17 protein-coding genes are annotated in these 16,165 nt (G+C 73.3%); 6 read left to right on the top strand and 11 right to left on the bottom strand.

All coding sequences use genetic code 11. The features are described from left to right. On the top strand, nt 1–811 hold an 811-nt coding region (locus F9B16_RS51630; RefSeq protein WP_192809232.1), incomplete at its 5' end, for a polysaccharide deacetylase family protein. Nucleotides 812–874: 63 nt separating this feature from the next. On the opposite strand, the gene F9B16_RS40835 is transcribed toward F9B16_RS51630, so the two are convergent. From F9B16_RS40835 to ligD (F9B16_RS40805), 7 genes are all read right to left on the bottom strand, one after another. Then, nucleotides 875–1,159, bottom strand: coding sequence for a GlsB/YeaQ/YmgE family stress response membrane protein (locus F9B16_RS40835; RefSeq protein ID WP_151545629.1), 285 nt, complete (start codon nt 1,157–1,159; stop codon nt 875–877). 144 nt (nt 1,160–1,303) lie between these two features. Then, nucleotides 1,304–1,537 carry a DUF3107 domain-containing protein gene (locus F9B16_RS40830; RefSeq protein ID WP_151545628.1) on the bottom strand — a complete coding sequence of 78 codons (234 nt, stop codon included), beginning with the start codon at nt 1,535–1,537 and terminating at the stop codon, nt 1,304–1,306. 268 nt (nt 1,538–1,805) lie between these two features. Next, nucleotides 1,806–2,423, bottom strand: coding sequence for a TetR/AcrR family transcriptional regulator (locus F9B16_RS40825; RefSeq protein ID WP_151545627.1), 618 nt, complete (start codon nt 2,421–2,423; stop codon nt 1,806–1,808). A 215-nt stretch (nt 2,424–2,638) separates the two neighbouring features. Beyond that, complete coding sequence (locus tag F9B16_RS40820) at nt 2,639–2,839, bottom strand: hypothetical protein (RefSeq protein ID WP_151545626.1); 201 nt, start codon at nt 2,837–2,839, stop codon at nt 2,639–2,641. Nucleotides 2,840–2,876: 37 nt separating this feature from the next. Next, nucleotides 2,877–4,202, bottom strand: coding sequence for a dihydrolipoyl dehydrogenase family protein (locus F9B16_RS40815; RefSeq protein WP_225992384.1), 1,326 nt, complete (start codon nt 4,200–4,202; stop codon nt 2,877–2,879). A 161-nt stretch (nt 4,203–4,363) separates the two neighbouring features. Continuing rightward, a complete protein-coding gene (ligD, locus tag F9B16_RS40810) occupies nt 4,364–5,275 on the bottom strand; it encodes a non-homologous end-joining DNA ligase (RefSeq protein ID WP_151545625.1) in 912 nt (303 codons plus the stop codon). A gap of 21 nt (nt 5,276–5,296) precedes the next feature. Then, complete coding sequence (gene ligD, locus F9B16_RS40805; RefSeq protein ID WP_151545624.1) at nt 5,297–6,271, bottom strand: non-homologous end-joining DNA ligase; 975 nt, start codon at nt 6,269–6,271, stop codon at nt 5,297–5,299. A gap of 118 nt (nt 6,272–6,389) precedes the next feature. Here ligD (F9B16_RS40805) and ku point away from each other — a divergent pair, with 118 nt between their 5' ends. Then, nucleotides 6,390–7,304 carry a non-homologous end joining protein Ku gene (gene ku, locus F9B16_RS40800; protein ID WP_151545623.1) on the top strand — a complete coding sequence of 305 codons (915 nt, stop codon included), beginning with the start codon at nt 6,390–6,392 and terminating at the stop codon, nt 7,302–7,304. 3 nt (nt 7,305–7,307) lie between these two features. Here the strand turns inward: ku and F9B16_RS40795 are convergent, their stop codons facing one another. From F9B16_RS40795 to F9B16_RS40785, 3 genes are all read right to left on the bottom strand, one after another. Beyond that, nucleotides 7,308–8,096: an SGNH/GDSL hydrolase family protein gene (locus F9B16_RS40795; protein ID WP_225992383.1), complete on the bottom strand. Its 789-nt coding sequence runs from the start codon at nt 8,094–8,096 to the stop codon at nt 7,308–7,310. Nucleotides 8,097–8,208: 112 nt separating this feature from the next. Next, nucleotides 8,209–8,511, bottom strand: coding sequence for a hypothetical protein (locus F9B16_RS40790; RefSeq protein WP_151545621.1), 303 nt, complete (start codon nt 8,509–8,511; stop codon nt 8,209–8,211). Nucleotides 8,512–8,726: 215 nt separating this feature from the next. After that, nucleotides 8,727–10,895 carry an MMPL family transporter gene (locus F9B16_RS40785; protein WP_151545620.1) on the bottom strand — a complete coding sequence of 723 codons (2,169 nt, stop codon included), beginning with the start codon at nt 10,893–10,895 and terminating at the stop codon, nt 8,727–8,729. A 171-nt stretch (nt 10,896–11,066) separates the two neighbouring features. Here F9B16_RS40785 and F9B16_RS40780 point away from each other — a divergent pair, with 171 nt between their 5' ends. Beyond that, entirely contained in the window at nt 11,067–11,786 is a 720-nt protein-coding gene (locus F9B16_RS40780) for a TetR/AcrR family transcriptional regulator (RefSeq protein ID WP_151545619.1), read from the top strand. Nucleotides 11,787–11,884: 98 nt separating this feature from the next. On the opposite strand, the gene moeZ is transcribed toward F9B16_RS40780, so the two are convergent. Then, nucleotides 11,885–13,066, bottom strand: a complete 1,182-nt coding sequence (moeZ, locus tag F9B16_RS40775) for an adenylyltransferase/sulfurtransferase MoeZ (protein ID WP_151545618.1) — start codon at nt 13,064–13,066, stop codon at nt 11,885–11,887. A gap of 245 nt (nt 13,067–13,311) precedes the next feature. Between moeZ and F9B16_RS40770 the strand changes: the two genes are divergently transcribed. The 3 genes from F9B16_RS40770 to F9B16_RS40760 form a co-directional block, all read left to right on the top strand. Beyond that, entirely contained in the window at nt 13,312–13,506 is a 195-nt protein-coding gene (locus tag F9B16_RS40770) for a CsbD family protein (protein ID WP_151545617.1), read from the top strand. A 347-nt stretch (nt 13,507–13,853) separates the two neighbouring features. After that, nucleotides 13,854–14,717 carry a hypothetical protein gene (locus tag F9B16_RS40765; RefSeq protein WP_151545616.1) on the top strand — a complete coding sequence of 288 codons (864 nt, stop codon included), beginning with the start codon at nt 13,854–13,856 and terminating at the stop codon, nt 14,715–14,717. After that, the coding region (locus tag F9B16_RS40760; protein ID WP_151545615.1) for a S8 family serine peptidase at nt 14,711–16,165 on the top strand (1,455 nt) is incomplete at its 3' end. The genes F9B16_RS40765 and F9B16_RS40760, both read left to right, overlap by 7 nt.

Genomic DNA, 16,165 nt, shown 5'->3' with positions numbered 1-16,165 from the left:
GTTCGCGGCGACCGGCGCCAAGGTCGCCGCAGCGGTCGCGGCCGCCGCGGCGCTCGCGGCAGGCGGCGCGGGCGCCTACACGGCCGCCTCAGGGGGCGGAACCCCGCACGTACGGACGGACCTGAGGGTGCGGCCCGTGTCGGTCGTCCGGACGACCGGCCATCCCGCCACGCGCGTCACGGCGAGCTACCCGCAGCTGAGCGGGCTGCCCGCCGCGCTGCAGGCTAAGGTCAACGCGGCGGTCCGCGAGCCCGCCGAGACCTGGGCGCGGACGGCCGGCCGTGAGCTGTCCGCGTTCACCGGCACCGCCGACCCGCCGACCCCCTACACGGGCAAGGTGACCTACCAGGTGGGCCTGAACGGGCCGAAGCTGTTCTCCGTCCGGTACGCCTACAGCGGGACGGTCCTGACGAGGAACACGGCGCTCGCGCAGATGGTCACCGTCGACCTCACCACCGGGCGCGCCGTGCCGCCCCGCGACTTCTTCCGGGCGGACGCGCTCACGGCGGCCGGTACCCGCGCCTTCACCCGCCTGCTGATCGAGTACGGGCCCGGCGGCGGCTCGCTGTGCGAGGACGAGTCGCCGGACCCGGACGGCGGGGACGTCACGCCCGCGATGATCAGGGACGGCAACGTCCAGGTGATGCCGATGCGCACGGGCATCGACTTCTACCCGCCGGAGCCCGCGCTGGGCTACAGCATGGCGTGCGGGCGGGCCTGGCGGCCGTTCAGCGTGCCCTACCGGCGGCTCGGCCGGTTCGTCCGGCCGGAGGTCTTCCGTGCGGCCGGCGTGCCCGTCCCGTCGCCGTAGCGGCGGAAAGGCGACGGCCCCCGCCGGTGCGGCGGGGGCCTGTGCCGCCTCTGGGAGGCGCGGTCAGAAGGTGCGGCTGCGGCGGCGGCCGCGGCGCCAGCCGTGGCCGCGGGTGTTCGCCGACGTGAGCGCCGCGACGCCGAGCGCCGCGATCACCAGCGCGAAGACGAAGGCGATGATCGAGCCGGCGCCGAGGGCGCTCGCGATCACCCCGCCGAGGATCGCGCCGACGATGCCCACCGCGATCGTCAGCAGGATCCCGATCGGGTTGCGACCGGGAACGAGGAGCCGTGCCAGCGCCCCGATGACGGCACCGACGACGATGAACCAGAGGATCGTCGTGAGCATGTCAGATCAGTCCATTCCGTTTCCGTGGGCCCGGAGTCGCCCTCGGGCCCGTGGTCGCAGTCCGGTATGCCCGTTCTGCCGGAATGAAACAAAGTCCTGGTCAAGCCGGGTACGGTCCCGGCAAAGCGGTGCCGCGCCCGCCCGTCACGCGTACTGGGTGCCGAACCCCACGCCGCGCCGCTCGTCCTCGGCGATCTCCAGGTAGCCGACCCGTTCGGCGGGGACGACGACCCGGCCCGAGCGCCGGTCCTTCAGCACGAACACCCCGCGCGGCTCCGCCAGCGCGCCGGCGAGGGCCTCCTGCACCTCGTCGGCGGACTGGTCGGTTTCCACGACGATCTCCTTCGGCACGTTCTGCACGCCGATGCGAACCTGCACGCGCTGCTCCCCTCGTCCGTCCCGTACCGCCGAACGACCGGCGGTCTCCCACGATGGTCGCACGATCACGGACGCGACCACATCAGCCCGCAACCCCGGCCACGCGCCGACCCGAACCGTCGCGATCGCGAGCGAAGCCAAGTTCGAGCGAAGCGAGAACTTGATCGCGCAGCGAGGCCCCCAGGGCCGAGCCGGAGCGATGCAGCGATCGCACGCAGGGCCCGCCGAAGGGAGGGCCCCTAGGGCCCGACCGCCAAGGGCCTTGCAATCAAAGCGCAGGGAAGCCGGAGATGCCGCGCCAGGCGAGCCGGGCGATGATCTTCTCGGCGGTGTCCTTCGGGACGACGCGCTGCTGGGAGAGCCAGAACCGGGCGCTGACCTCGGCCATCCCGACCAGGCCCATGCCGAGCAGGTGCGCCTCGTCGCTGGCGGCGCCGGTGTCCTCGGCGATCACCTGCGCGATCATCTCGGCGCACTGCTGGTTGGCGCGGTCGACGCGGGCCCGTACGGGCGCCACGTTGCGCAGGTCGGACTCGAAGACGAGCCGGTACGCCTCGCCGTCGCCGGCGACGAAGTCGTAGAACGCCTGCATGCTCGCCTGGACCCGCAGCTTGTTGTCCGTGGTGGACTCGAGCGCGTCGCGCACGGTCTTCACCAGCGCCTCGGCGTGCTCGTCCAGCAGGGCCAGGTACAGCTCCAGCTTGCCCGGGAAGTGCTGGTAGAGCACGGGTTTGCTGACTCCCGCACGTTCGGCGATCTCGTCCATCGCCGCCGCGTGGTACCCCTGCGCGACGAACACCTCCTGGGCCGCGCCGAGCAGTTGCCTGCGGCGCGCCAGCCGCGGCAGGCGCGTGCCACGGGGGCGGGCGTCCGGGGTAGCCGTCACCACACTCTCCGATCACCAGATCAGTGCGACGGTAGAGGGTGTCCGTCGCGGGGAAACAATCCCACCATCCTACGCGCCGGTAACCTCGTGGGTCACTAACAAAGACCGCCGACGTTCCTCGCGCGCGCAGGTCAGTGTATTTCCGGCGGCGCCCCGCCGCAGCCGGACGCCTCGTCCGCCGCGGCCGGGCACCGCGGCCGGGGGGCCGCCGGCGGTCAGCGGTAGTCGTCCTCGTCGAGCGGGATCTCGCGGTGCTGCTCGGCGGCGTCGGCCTCGTTGACGTCCATGGGCAGCTGCGCCGCCCACTCGGTCGCCTCCTCGCCCTCCTCGTCGAGATCGGCCCGCTGCTCGGCGGTGTCGGCCTCGTTGGCGTCGTCGGGCAGCGGCTCCCGCTCCAGGTCGTCGGTCTCGCTCATCACGCGTCCTCCTCGGAAGAGCCCATCGGAAGGTCCGTCACAGGCGCCCGGCCAGTTCCCGCAGCGGCGCCTCCACGGACTCGCCGTAGGTCGGGAACGCGTGCACGACGTCGGTGAGCACGCTCAGCGGCGTCTCCGCGCGGATGGCCAGCGCGATCTCGCTCATCCACTCCTCAGCGTAGAGTCCGGCCGCGGCGGCGCCGATCAGCAGCCCGCGGGAGCGGTCGGCGTACAGCTCGACCCGGCCGCGCTCGTCGGCCTCCACCGCCGCCCGCGCCGTCGCGGCGAGGTCGTACCCGGCGGTGAGCAGGTCTATTCCGAGTTCCTCGGCCTGCTTCGGGGAGATCCCGACCGCGTAGACGGTGGGGGTGGTGTACACGACCCGGGGGATCGCGCGGTAGTCGGCCGCGCGGTGCTCGCCGAGCAGGTTCGCCAGGACGAGCCGCGCCTGGTAGCGGGCGGCGTGCGTGGTCCGGGCGACCCCGGTGACGTCGCCGGCCGCCCACACGTCGCCGGACGACGACGGGACCCGGCACGTCTCGTCCACCGGCACGCCGTGGCCGGGGGACGTGGCGACGCCGAGCGTCTCCAGCCCGAGTCCCTCCACCCGGGGGCGGCGCCCGGCGGCGACGAGGATCCGGTCGGCGTCGAGGGTGCCGCCGTCCGACAGCCACAGCCGCAGCCCCGACTCCTTGCGCTCGACGTGCGACAGGTCGGCGCCGAGCCGCAGGTCGACGCCCATCCGGCGGAGCGCGTCGGCGAGCACCTCGCCGGCGAACGGGGCCTCGGCGGTCAGCAGCCGCCCCGAGGCCTCGACCACCGACACCTGCGACCCGAACGCCGCGTACACCTGCGCGAGCTCGCAGCCGACCGGGCCGCCGCCGAGGACGACGAGCCGGCGCGGCAGGTCGGGCACCGAGAGGGCGCCGTCGCTCGTCCACAGCGGGACGTCGGCGAGGCCGTCGACGGGCGGGATCACCGGCTCGCTGCCGGTGCAGAGCACGAGGTCGCCGAAGCCGTGCTCGGCGCCGTCCACCTCGATCCGGCCGGGGCCGGTCACCTGGCCGCGGCCGCGCAGCACGGTGACGCCCTCCTCGGCCATCCCGGCGACGATCCGCTCGTCGGCGCGGTGCCCGGTCAGGGCGTCGCGGCGGGCGACCGCCATCTCCCAGGTCTCGCCGCGCCGCGCCGACAGCAGCAGCGACTTGGACGGAACGCACGCGAAATACCGTGACTCGCCGCCGACCAGGCGGTTCTCGACGAGCGCGACGTCGCGCCCGGCGCGGGCGAGGCCGGTCGCGACCAGCTCTCCCGCCGTCCCCCCGCCCAGCACCACGGCGTCGTAGTGATGGTTCTGCGACAACTGATCTTCCTTCCGCACCGCGGGTGTGTCCCCGCTCACATGGCGTCCCCGTGCTCATGGTGGCGGAAGTCGACGCCGGAGCGTGGCGGTTCGGACACATACGGCGCCCGGAAAGTGAGAGATCGTGTCAGGTGGCCCGGGACGGAAGCGCGCCCTGGGGGTCAGGGCAGGGCGCGGCGGCGCCCGTCCAGCAGGGGCTCCAGCAGGTCCCCGTGCTTCTCGACCCGGCCGAGCACCTCGTCGGGGGAGAAGACCAGGTCGGCGGCGTCCTCGCAGGAGCCGAGCTCGTCCCAGGTGATCGGCGTGGACACCGACGGGCTCGACGCGGCGCGCAGCGAGTAGGCCGCGACGGTCGTCTTCGCCGGGTTGTTCTGGCTCCAGTCCACGAAGACCCTGCCCTTGCGCAGCCGCTTCTCCATCTTCGCGACGACCAGGTCCGGATGCTCCGACGCCAGGCGCTGCGCGGCGGCCTTGGCGTACTCCGACGTCCGCGCCGCCTCGTTCGGCTCCTTGATCGGCACGTACAGGTGCAGGCCCTTCTTGCCGCTGGTCTTCGGGTAGGAGTCGAAGCCGTCCTCGGCGAGCACGTCGCGCAGCAGCGCGGCCACCTCGCACGCCTCCACGATCGTCGCGGGCGGCCCCGGGTCCAGGTCGAACACCACGAGGTCGGGGGCGTGCAGGCCGCCGCGCGGGCCGACCTTCCACTGCGGGACGTGCAGTTCCAGCGCGGCGAGGTTCGCGCACCACACGAGGGTCGGCAGGTCGTCGACGACGACGAAGTCCGCCGTCTCGCGGCCGGACGAGCTGCCCGGCGTGGGGATCTCCGCCGTCCGCACCCAGTCCGGCGTGTGCGAGGGGGCGTTCTTCTCGAAGAACTTCCCGCCGTCCACGCCCTCCGGCCAGCGGATCCGGGTGGCCGGACGGTCCTTCAGGTGCGGCAGCATCACCGGCGCGATCCGCGCGTAGTAGTCGATGACCTCGCCCTTGGTGAACTCGGGGTACAGGTTCTTGCCGAGGTTGGACAGGTTCAGCCGGCGCCCCTCCACCTCGACCTGCCGTCCGCCGCTCACCATGCGTGCTCCCGCGCGGGGGCGTCACTGCTCACTGGTGACCTCCAGGGGGTCCTTGTCGTCGCGCAGCCCGCGCCAGGACGGGAAGCGGAGGCGGCCGTCCCTGGTGCGGGCGCTGTAGGCGACCTCCCCGACGAGGCGCGGCTCAACCCACTGGGCGTCGCGGGCGTGCTCGCGCGGGACGGGCTCGTCGAACGGGCTGGTCGGGCGGCGCAGCGGCCACAGCGCCTCGTACAGCTCGTCGAGGGCGCGGTCGCTGAAGCCGGTGCCGACGTGCCCGACGAACCCGAGCGCCCCCTTCGGGTCGTACTCGCCGAGCAGCAGCGATCCGACGCCGCCCTCGCGGCGGCCCCGGCCGGGCTTCCAGCCGCAGACGACCACCTCGCGGGTCTGGAAGTTCTTCACCTTGCGCCAGAAGTCGACGCGGCGGCCCGGCCGGTACGGGGAGTCCAGCCGCTTGGCGAGCAGGCCCTCCAGGTGCTCCTCGATGGTGAAGGCGAGCAGCTCGCCGACCTGGGTGGTGTCGCCGCCGTGCAGGTAGGGGGGCACCTCGACGGGCCCGCTGCCGGCGAGGTCGAGGCCGGCGAGCAGCGCGCGCCGCTCGGCGTAGGGGACGTCGTAGAGCACGCGGCCGTCCAGGAACAGCACGTCGAAGACCACGTACCGGACGGGGACCTCGCGGATCAGCCGGGGGTGCGGCTCCGACACGTGCATCCGGCGCTGGAGGCGCTCGAAGCTCGGCCGGCCCTGCTCGAACGCGACGACCTCGCCGTCCAGCACGGCGTCGTGGTCGGGCAGCAGGTCGGCGAGGGCGGTGAGCTCGGGGTAGCGCGCGGTCACGTCGTTCCCGCGCCGGCCGGTGGCGCGGACGCCGTCCGGCGACACCTGCGACACGACCCGGACGCCGTCCCATTTGAGCTCCAGGCCCCAGCGCCCGCCGTCGTCGGGGAGGTCGCCGGTGGCGGCCATCATCGGCTCGACGGGCCATGGCATGGTCATACCGGCGTCTTACCCGATGCCCGCGCCCAAGAAAAGGATCAAGGGCCCGTTGTGGCGCAAATCGAACGGGGTTGCGACGCTAGGGGAGGAGCGGACCGGGCTGGGTAAGGACAACGGCATGCGGAGCATCTGGAAGGGCGCTATCTCGTTCGGGCTGGTGACGATCCCGGTGAAGCTGTACTCCGCGACCGAGCAGCGGGACGTCAGCTTCCACCAGGTGCACCGGGAGGACGGCGGCCGGATCCGGTACAAGCGGGTCTGCACCGTCGACGGCGAGGAGGTGCCGTACTCCGACATCGCGAAGGGCTTCGAGCTGCCGAGCGGCGAGATGGTGATCCTCACCGACGAGGACTTCGCCGACCTGCCGCTGTCCACCAGCCGCCGCATCGACGTGCTCCAGTTCGTCGAGGAGTCCGAGGTCGACCCGATCTACTTCGCCAAGTCGTACTACCTGGAGCCGGACGCGCAGGGCGCGAAGCCGTACGTGCTGCTGCGCGACGCGCTGGAGAACTCCGACCAGGTCGCGATCGTGAAGGTGGCGCTGCGGCAGCGCGAGTCGCTGGCGACGCTGCGGGTCCGGAACGGCGTGTTCGTCCTGGAGACGATGCTGTGGCCGGACGAGGTCCGCGAGCCCGACTTCCCGTTCCTGGACGAGGACATCGAGGTCCGCAAGCAGGAGCTGTCGATGGCGTCGTCGCTGATCGACTCGATGGCGGGGGACTTCGACCCGACCGAGTACAAGGACGCCTACCGGGAGGCGCTCCAGGCGGTGATCGACGCGAAGGTCGAGGGGCGCGAGGTGACGCGGCCGTCCGAGGAGGCCGAGGAGGAGCCCGCGGCGGACCTGCTGAGCGCGCTGCGCGCCAGCGTGGAGGCGGCGAAGAAGAGCCGCGGCGGCGGGGGCGGCGGCAAGGCGGCGGCCTCGTCGGAGAAGGAGACGCAGAAGAAGCCCGCGTCGCGTGGCCGCAAGACGGCCTCGAAGTCGAGCGGCAAGAAGGAGCCGGCGAAGAGCCGCACCCGCAAGTCGGCCTGACGGCTACTCGATCGGCGCGAGCACCGGGCGCTTGGCGGTGACGGTGTCGCCGGACGAGCGGCCGCGCAGCCGCCGCCCGATCCACGGGGCCAGGTAGCCGCGCGCCCAGCGGGCGTTCGCGAGCCGCTGCGCGCCCCGGCTCAGCTCCGGAAGCGGCTCCAGCTCCGGCTCGCGCCAGTCGCCCGCGTCCGGGACGCCGAGGGCCTCCAGCATCGCGAGTGCCACGCGCCGGTGCCCCTCGGGCGACATGTGCAGGCGGTCGACGCCCCACATCCGCCAGTCGCGCAGGACGTCCATGGACCACTGGTCGACGACGAACGCGCCGCGGCGGGCCGCGATCGCCCGCAGGTGCTCGTTGTAGACGGCGACGCGCCCGCGCGTGCGCCGGATGACGGGGGAGCCGACCGGGTCGACGCCGGTGAACAGGACCGCGTCGGCGCCCGCGGCGCGGATCGCGGCGACGGCCTCGTCCATCCGGGCGGCGAGCGCGTCGACGTCCAGGCCGGGGCGCAGCAGGTCGTTGCCGCCGCCCGACACCGACACGAGGTCGGGCTTCAGGTCCAGGGCGGCGGGGAGCTGCTCGTCGACGATCCGGTCCAGCAGCCGGCCGCGGATCGCGAGGTTGGCGTAGCCGAACCGGGCGGCGCCGGGTCCGTTCGACCGGGCGGCGAGTTCGGCCGCCGCCCGGTCCGCCCAACCGCGCCAGCCCCCGCCGGCGGCGCCCCCCTCACAGGGGTCGCCGACCCCTTCGGTGAAGGAGTCGCCGATCGCCGCGTAACGCGTCCAGAGCATGAGCAACATGCTATTTGACCTGCGTTGATCGCCAGACCGTCCGGAATGTGAGTTAGTTCTCGCGGCGGTGGCGGCAGGTCGGCAGGGCGGCGGGGTCGCGGCGGGGCGGGGGTCAGTTGTCGCGGCGGGTGGCGAGGACGCGGCCGAGCAGCGCGGCGGCGGCGGACGGGTCGGTGCAGGGCGCGATCCGCTCGCCCCAGCTGTAGAAGTACGACCAGGAGTCGTCGGAGCGCTCCTGCACGGCGATGACGTTCTCGTTGAACATCCGCATCTCGGGGTTGGCGACGAGGGCGGAGGGCCAGCGGTCCGACGGCGGGGCCAGCTCCACCGTCCAGCCGCGCGAGCGCAGTTCCTCCGTCAGGCGCTCGAGGTGGCCGAGGGCGATCTCGGCCTCGGTGGTCGCCAGCGTGGGCATGATGCCTCCAGGGGAGTACCCGTGAACCGTGGGAAGAAGGCCGCCGGGCGCGGGGTGTCGCGGTCGTTCTCACACGAACGGCGCCGGGCGAACGTCATTCAGTTTCCCGCCGGGTGCATCGGTCCACAAGCGCTTTGCCATTCTTGGCGCCCTTTTCTCGCGACCGGGCCCCGGCACCCCGCGAAGGGGGCCGGGGCCGGGAGGGTGAGGCGGGCTCAGTGCGCGGACACCGGCTCCGACGCGCGCGGCGGTGCCGGGGCGTCGCCCTCGCGGAGCCCGTACCGCCCGTAGAGCCGGGCGAGCGGGCCGGGCGCCCACCAGTTCGCGCGGCCGAGCAGCCGCATCGTCGCCGGCACCAGCAGCGCCCGGACGACCGTCGCGTCCACCAGGATCGCGACCGCCATCCCCACGCCGGTCATCTTGATGAACGCGACGCCGGACGTGGCGAACGCGCCGATCACGACGATGAACAGCAGCGCGGCGCTGGTGATGATGGCGCCGGTGCGCTGCACCCCGCTCGCGACGGCGGTGGTGTTGGAGCCGGTCAGGTCGTACTGCTCGCGGACCCGCGACAGCAGGAACACCTCGTAGTCCATCGAGATGCCGAACAGCATCGCCAGCATCAGGATCGGCATCGACGGGGAGATGGCGCCGGTCGCGGTGAAGTCCAGGAGGCCGGACAGGTGCCCGTCCTGGAAGATCAGCACGACCACGCCGAACGTCGCCGACAGCGACAGCATGTTCATCACGATGGCCTTCAGCGGCAGCACCACCGACCCGAACGCCAGGAACAGCAGCGCGAACGTGACGCCGCCGACGAGCAGCGCCAGCCACGGCAGCGTGCCGCCGATGCTGGACAGCTGGTCCACGACGTCGGCGGTGCCGCCCCCGATGTAGGAGTGCGCGCCGGGTGGCGCCGGGACGTCCCGGACGCGGTGGACCAGGTCGCGCGCGGCGGCGGAGTCGGGCTCGGCGGAGTAGGTGAGCGCGATCCGGGTCGTCTCGCCCTTCGCGCCGGTCACGGTGGCGCCGGTCGCGCCGGGCAGCGCCGCGAGCCGGTCGCCGTACGCCTGGATCGCGGCCCGGTCGGACGTGCCGGTCACCACGGCCTGGATCGCCTCGGTCGGGTTGCTCGGGAAGTCGCTCTGCAGCGCCTCGGAGACGACCCGGGCGTCGGCTCCGGACGGCAGCACCTTGGCGTCCACACCGCCCCAGTTGATGTGGAGGAACGGGCTGCCGAGCGTGAGCAGCAGCGCGACGGTGGCGACGGCGTAGACCACCGGGCGGCGCATGACGCTGTGCGCGAGGCGGCCCCACCAGCCGTCCGCCTCGCCGCGCCCGCCTCCGGCGGCCTTGCGGCGGCGCCGGATCGCCAGCGCGTTCACCTTCGGGCCGAGGACGGCCAGCAGCGCCGGCAGCACGGTCAGCGCGCCGAGCATGCAGACGAAGACGGTGGCGATGCCGCCGTAGCCCATCGAGACGAGGAAGTTCTGGTCGAACAGCAGCAGCCCGGACAGCGACACCGCGACCGTGACGCCGGACACCGCGACCGTGCGGCCGGCGGTGGCCATCGTCGCGGCGAGCGCGTCCTCGGCGGTCGCGCCGTCCCGGCGGATCTCCTCGCGGAACCGGCTGACCATGAACAGGCCGTAGTCGATGGCGAGGCCGAGCCCGAGGAACGTGGTGATGTTCACCGCGAAGATCGACACGTCGGTGACGTAGGTGAGCGCGTGCAGCGCGGTGAACGAGCCGAGGATGGCGAGGCCGCCGATCAGCAGCGGCAGGCTCGCCGACACCAGCCCGCCGAAGATCAGCACGAGCAGCACCAGCAGCACCGGCATGGCCATGCCCTCGGCCCGGCCGATGTCGGAGGAGACCCGCTCGTTGATCGCGGTCTGGGTGCCGAGCCGGCCGCCGACCTTGGCGGTGAGCCCGCCGCCGGCGTCGGTGAGGTCGTCCTTGACCGCGTCGTAGGAGTCCTGCCGCGCCGCCTCGTCCTTGCCGGTGAGCTGCAGCACGGCGTAGGTGGAGCCGCGGTCCTTGCTGACGAACTGCGGCGCCTTGGTCGTCCAGTAGGTGGCCGTCCCGGCGACCCTGCCCTGGGGCAGCGCGGCCAGCGCCTTCTCCACGGACGCGCGGTAGGCCGGGTCGTCCACCGTCATGCCGGGGCGCCCCTTGTAGAGGATCACCACGTCGGCCTGGTCGCGCCCGAGGTCGCGCTCGGCGATCGCCGTCGCCTTCGCGCTCTCGCTGCCGGGCGTGTCGAAGCCGCCGGACGAGGTGAGCGCGCCGAACACGCCCGTCCCCCATACGCCGGCGAAGACCAGCGCGGCGCCCGCGACCGCGAGCACCCAGCGCCGGCGGCGGTGCACCACCTGCCCCATCGCTCGAACATCGTCGTTCCCCCTACTTGTTACACCGCGTCACATCGGTGAACGCCGTAAACTAGCGAACGCTGTAAACTTTGCATATGACGTTCACTTTCGTCAATGGTGTTTTTGGGGAATCATGCGGGGGCGGCCGGTGACGGCCGCGGGGAGGAAGAGGGGCGGAGCGTGACGACACGGCGCGACCGGCTGCGCGAGGCGACGGTCCGGGAGATCTCCGAGACCGCGCGGCGGATCCTCGTCGACCAGGGGCCCGAGGCGGTGACGCTGCGCGCCATCGCCCGCGAGATGGGGATGACCGCGCCCGCGCTCTACCGCTACTACGACAGCCACTCCGAGCTGCTGCGCCACGTCGTCGGCGACATCTACACCGAGCTGACGGCCGAGCTGCAGGCCGCCATCGCGCAGGTGCCGCACGACGACATGAGCGGCAAGTTCCTGTCCGTGGCGCGGCAGTTCCGCCGCTGGTCGCTCGGCCACCCCCGCGAGTACGCGCTGCTGTTCGGCGCCCCCATCCGCGGCCTCGACCCCGACGAGCAGACCGACTTCGCCGAGGAGTGCGCCCGCCAGTTCGGCTGGACGTTCATGGCGCTGTTCCTGGAGCTGTGGCAGAAGAAGCCGTTCCCCGTCCCGCCCGACGAGGAGATCGACCCCGCCCTGCTGCCGCAGCTGCGCCGCTACCGCGAGGAGCGCCTCGGCGTCGCGCTCCCGCTCGGGGTGATCCAGCAGTTCCTCAAGTGCTGGGTGCGCCTGCAGGGCAGCGTCAGCCTGGAGGCGTTCGGCCACCTGAGCTTCGCGCTGGAGGACGCCGCCCCGATGTTCGAGATCATGCTCCAGGAGATCGCCCCGCCGCTCGGCCTCACCTACAGCCCGCCCGCCAAGGAGTGACCGGCCCGGGCGGCGGCACGCCTTCGGCGGCGCCGGGGGCCCGGGCAGCACGAAGCCCCCGGATCCGCGGGCGGATCCGGGGGCTCGGTGTCAGCGCGTCAGTAGCTGGGCTGGCTCGGGTCGATCTGCTTCACCCAGGCCAGGATGCCGCCGCCGACGTGCACGGCGTCGCCGAAGCCGGCGTTCTTCACCACGGCGAGGGCCTCCGCCGAGCGGACGCCCGACTTGCAGTGCAGGACGATCTTCTTGTCCTGCGGCAGCCGCTCCAGCGCCGACCCGTTCAGGAACTCGCCCTTCGGGATCAGCGTGGCGCCCGGGATCGAGACGATCTCGTACTCGTTGGGCTCGCGGACGTCCACCAGGAAGATGTCGTCGCCGCGGTCCTGCATGGCCTTCAGGTCCAGGACGGTGATCGTCGAGTCCTTGGCGGCCTCGGTGGCCTCCTCCGACACCGCGCCGCAGAAGGCCTCGTAGTCCTCCAGCAGCTCGGTCTGCGTCGGGTTCTTGCCGCACAGCGGGCACTCGGGGTCCTTGCGGACCTTGACCGACCGGTACGTCATCTCCAGCGCGTCGTAGATCATCAGCCGGCCGACCAGCGGCTCGCCGATGCCCGTCAGCAGCTTGATGGCCTCGTTCACCTGGATCGAGCCGATCGACGCGCACAGCACGCCGAGGACGCCGCCCTCGGCGCACGACGGGACCATGCCGGGCGGCGGCGGCTCCGGGTAGAGGCAGCGGTAGCACGGGCCGTGCTCGGCCCAGAACACCGACGCCTGGCCGTCGAACCGGTAGATGGAGCCCCACACGTACGGCTTGCCGAGCAGCACCGCCGCGTCGTTCACCATGTACCGGGTCGCGAAGTTGTCGGTCCCGTCGACGATGAGGTCGTACTGGCCGAAGATGTCCATGATGTTGTCGCGGTCGAGCGCGGTGTCGTGCACCACGACGTCGATCAGCGGGTTGATCTCACGGACGGTCTCGGCGGCCGACTCGACCTTCGGCTTGCCGAGCGAGGACTGCCGGTGGATGATCTGGCGCTGCAGGTTCGACTCGTCCACGACGTCGAAGTCGATGACGCCGAGGGTGCCGACGCCGGCGGCGGCCAGGTAGAGCAGCGCGGGGGAGCCGAGACCGCCCGCGCCGACGACCAGGACCTTGGCGTTCTTGAGGCGCTTCTGCCCGGACATCCCCACGTCGGGGATGATGAGGTGCCGCGAGTAGCGGTTGACCTCGTCGCGGGTGAGCTCCGCTGCGGGCTCGACCAGAGGTGGCAACGACACGGTGGGTGCTCCTGTGCTGACGCTCGGCTGTTACGGGGGCGGGACGTCGTCGTCCCCTCACGGGACAACCTTGCCATGTCCGCCCGCATTCCCCGAAGGGCGGTGGCCGGAAACGCCCATGCCAGGGCCGGTGCCGGCCGGTCCGGGACGCGGCGCGGTGTGGCGGGCGTCTCCCCTCCGGCGGCATAGATCGGGATGTGCCGGGCACCGGAACCACGTACGGACCTCGTACGGAAGAAGGAGCCATGGGCATCCTCGACAAGCTCAAGAACAAGACCCAGAAGGCCAAGGGCCGGGGCAAGGAAGAGGCCGGGCGCGAGTCCGGCGACCCCTACCTGGAGGCCGAGGGCCGCAAGGACCGCGCCGCCGGCGGCGCCAAGCAGGTCGGCGAGCAGGTCAAGGACGCCGCGAAGGAGGCCCGCCGGACCATCGACCGGTGACCTCGCCGCGCATCCCGCCGTGACGGAGGGGCCTCTCTGCGGAGGGGCCCCTTCCGCTCGTCCGGGGCGGGCGTCCGGGTTAGGACGGGTCCCCTCACCCCGTTGGAAGGGCGGAATGTCATGAACCAGAGTTAATCTTGGCTGTTGTGGCATTCCTGCCCCCCTCCCAGCAGCCGCCCCCGCCAGGCCCGCACACGCGGCCCGGCCCCCCGGCTCCCTCCGGCTCGCCGCCGGGCGCGCCCCTGGGCCGTCCGCCAGGACCGGGCCCCGGCGTGCCCGGAGGACCGCCCGGGCCCATGGCGCCCCCGGGATCCGGCATGCCCGGCCCCGGTATGCGGGGTCCCGGCATGCCCGGAATGCCGGGCGCGCCCGGCTGGGGAACGCCCGGCTGGGGAACGCCCGGCGCGGGCGGGCCGGGCGCGGGCGGACCCGGTGCGGCCGGGCCCGGCGCGCCGCAGGAGCCCTCGCTCACCGTCCTCGGGCTGCGCGCCCGCCAGTGGATGGTCGCCGCGATCGTCGTCGGCTGCGTCTACCTCGTCACCGGCACGATCGCGATCGGCGGCGTCTGGGCCGAGCTGCACCGCGACCCCACCAACGCCGAGGTCGAGTGGGCCGCCAAGGCCGAGGTCGCGCAGCGGTGGCGGGCCTGGCCCGCCGAACGGATCTTCCCCAGCAAGATCACCTACAGCCCGGGGAACGGGCGCGGCGAGTACGCGTCCCGGACCGGCATCGTCCCCGACACCAACTGCGCCACCGGCGTCGACCAGGAGCTCGCGGAGCCGCTCCTCCAGCAGGGCTGCAAGGCCGTCCTGCGCGCCACCTACACCGACCGGCTCCAGGGCATCGTCGTCACCGTCGGCGTCGTCGCGTTCGCCGACCCGTGGGCCGCCGACCGCGCCTACAAGGCGATCCCCGGCTCGCAGGGCCCGGGCGGCGGCGGGGTCAGCCCCGCGCTGCGCGCCGCCCCGTTCCCCGGCACCGCGTCCGCCCGGTTCACCGACGCCGCCCGCCAGGACCGCACGTCCGACCGCGGCGGCCCCTACGTCGTGCTGACCACCTCCGGCGAGTCGGACGGCCGCCCGGCCTCCGCCGTCCGCAAGGAGCGGCCCGGCGACCCGTTCTCGATCGCGCCCCAGCTCGGCTCCACGATCGCCCGGACCCTCTCCGCCAAGGCCCTGCCCGACTGCCACGCGCGCGGGTGGAAATGCTGACGCGGGCGCGGACGCGCCGCGCGGAGACCGCACGCGGGCGGCGTACGCCGACGACGGCCCGCGCGCTGCTCGCGGTGGCGCTCGCCGGCGCGTGCGTGCCGCTCGTCCCGTCGCCCGCGCGCGCCGACATCGTCCGGGACCGGCAGCGCGGCGTCCTCGACGAGCTGAGCATGGACGCCGCCTGGAAGATCACCAAGGGCCGGAACGTCACCGTCGCCCTCGTCGACTCCGGCGTCGACCCGAAGCAGAAGGACATCGCCGGGTCCGTCACCGTCGGCCCGAACATGCTCGCCGAGATCGACGGCAACACCAAGCCCGCCCACCTGCACGGCACCAACATGGCGTCGCTGATCGCCGGGCACGGCCACGGGCCGGGCGGCCGCGACGGCATCATCGGCATGGCCCCGGAGGCGCGGGTCCTCGCCATCCGCGTCATCGGCGAGAAGGAGGACCCGAGCTACGCCCGCTACCGGAGCTCGCGGGAGGCCGAGGACGCCGTCGCGAAGGGCATCCGGTACGCCGCCGACCACGGCGCCGACGTCATCAACCTGTCGCTCGGCAAGATCAGCCTCCCCGGCCGGGACACCGAGATCCCCGCCGAGCGCGACGCCATCGGCTACGCCATCGGCAAGGGCGTCGTCGTGGTGTCCGCGGTCGGCAACAACGGCGACGAGCCCGGCCTCGTGGACGGCGACGGCTTCTCCCCGTACTCCTACCCAGCGTCCTACCCGGGCGTCATCGCGGTCGCCGCGACGCAGCCGTCGCACGACCGCGCGCCCTTCTCCAACCGCAACCTGTCGGTCGTGCTGTCCGCGCCCGGCGCGGGCCTGCCCGTCGCCGGGCCCGGCAGCGACTACTACGTCTCCGACGGCACGAGCGACGCCAGCGCCCTGGTCTCCGGGATCGCCGCGCTGATCCGCGCGCGGCACCCGAAGATGGCGCCCGCGCTGGTCTCCCAGGCCCTCATCGAGAGCACCCGCTACGGGCCGAAGAGCGGCTACGGACCGGACGTCGGGTTCGGCGAGGTCAACGCCCAGCGCGCCCTGACCGCCGCCGACACGCTCGCCAAGGGCGCGTCCACCGCGTCGGCCGGCAAGCCCGGCGGGAAGCGCTTCGCCGACCGCGACCCGGGCGACGTCACGATCATCCACCGGCCCGCCTGGGTGACGCCCGCCGTCATCGCCGTCGTCGTGATCGGCGTCGGGGGCGTCATCGGCGCCTTCCTCGTCGCGGCCGCGTTCCAACGGCGGCATCCGCGCATCCTGCCCGTCGGCGCCGCGCCCGGGCTCGGCGGTCCCGGCGGTCCGGGCGGTCCCGGCGGTCCGGGCGGTCCCGGTGGTTCGCCGGGCGGCGGGTTCGGGCCGCGGCCCGGGCCGTCGTACGCCCCGTCCCGCTACGGCGGCGCGCAGGGAGGCGGCCCGGCGTACGGGTCGCCCGCGTCAGGCCCC

The sequence above is a fragment of the Actinomadura montaniterrae genome (genome assembly GCF_008923365.1).
Taxonomy (GTDB): domain Bacteria; phylum Actinomycetota; class Actinomycetes; order Streptosporangiales; family Streptosporangiaceae; genus Spirillospora; species Spirillospora montaniterrae.
Note: the sequence above shows the minus strand (reverse complement) of the source record. Positions and strands in the feature narration are given on the sequence as shown.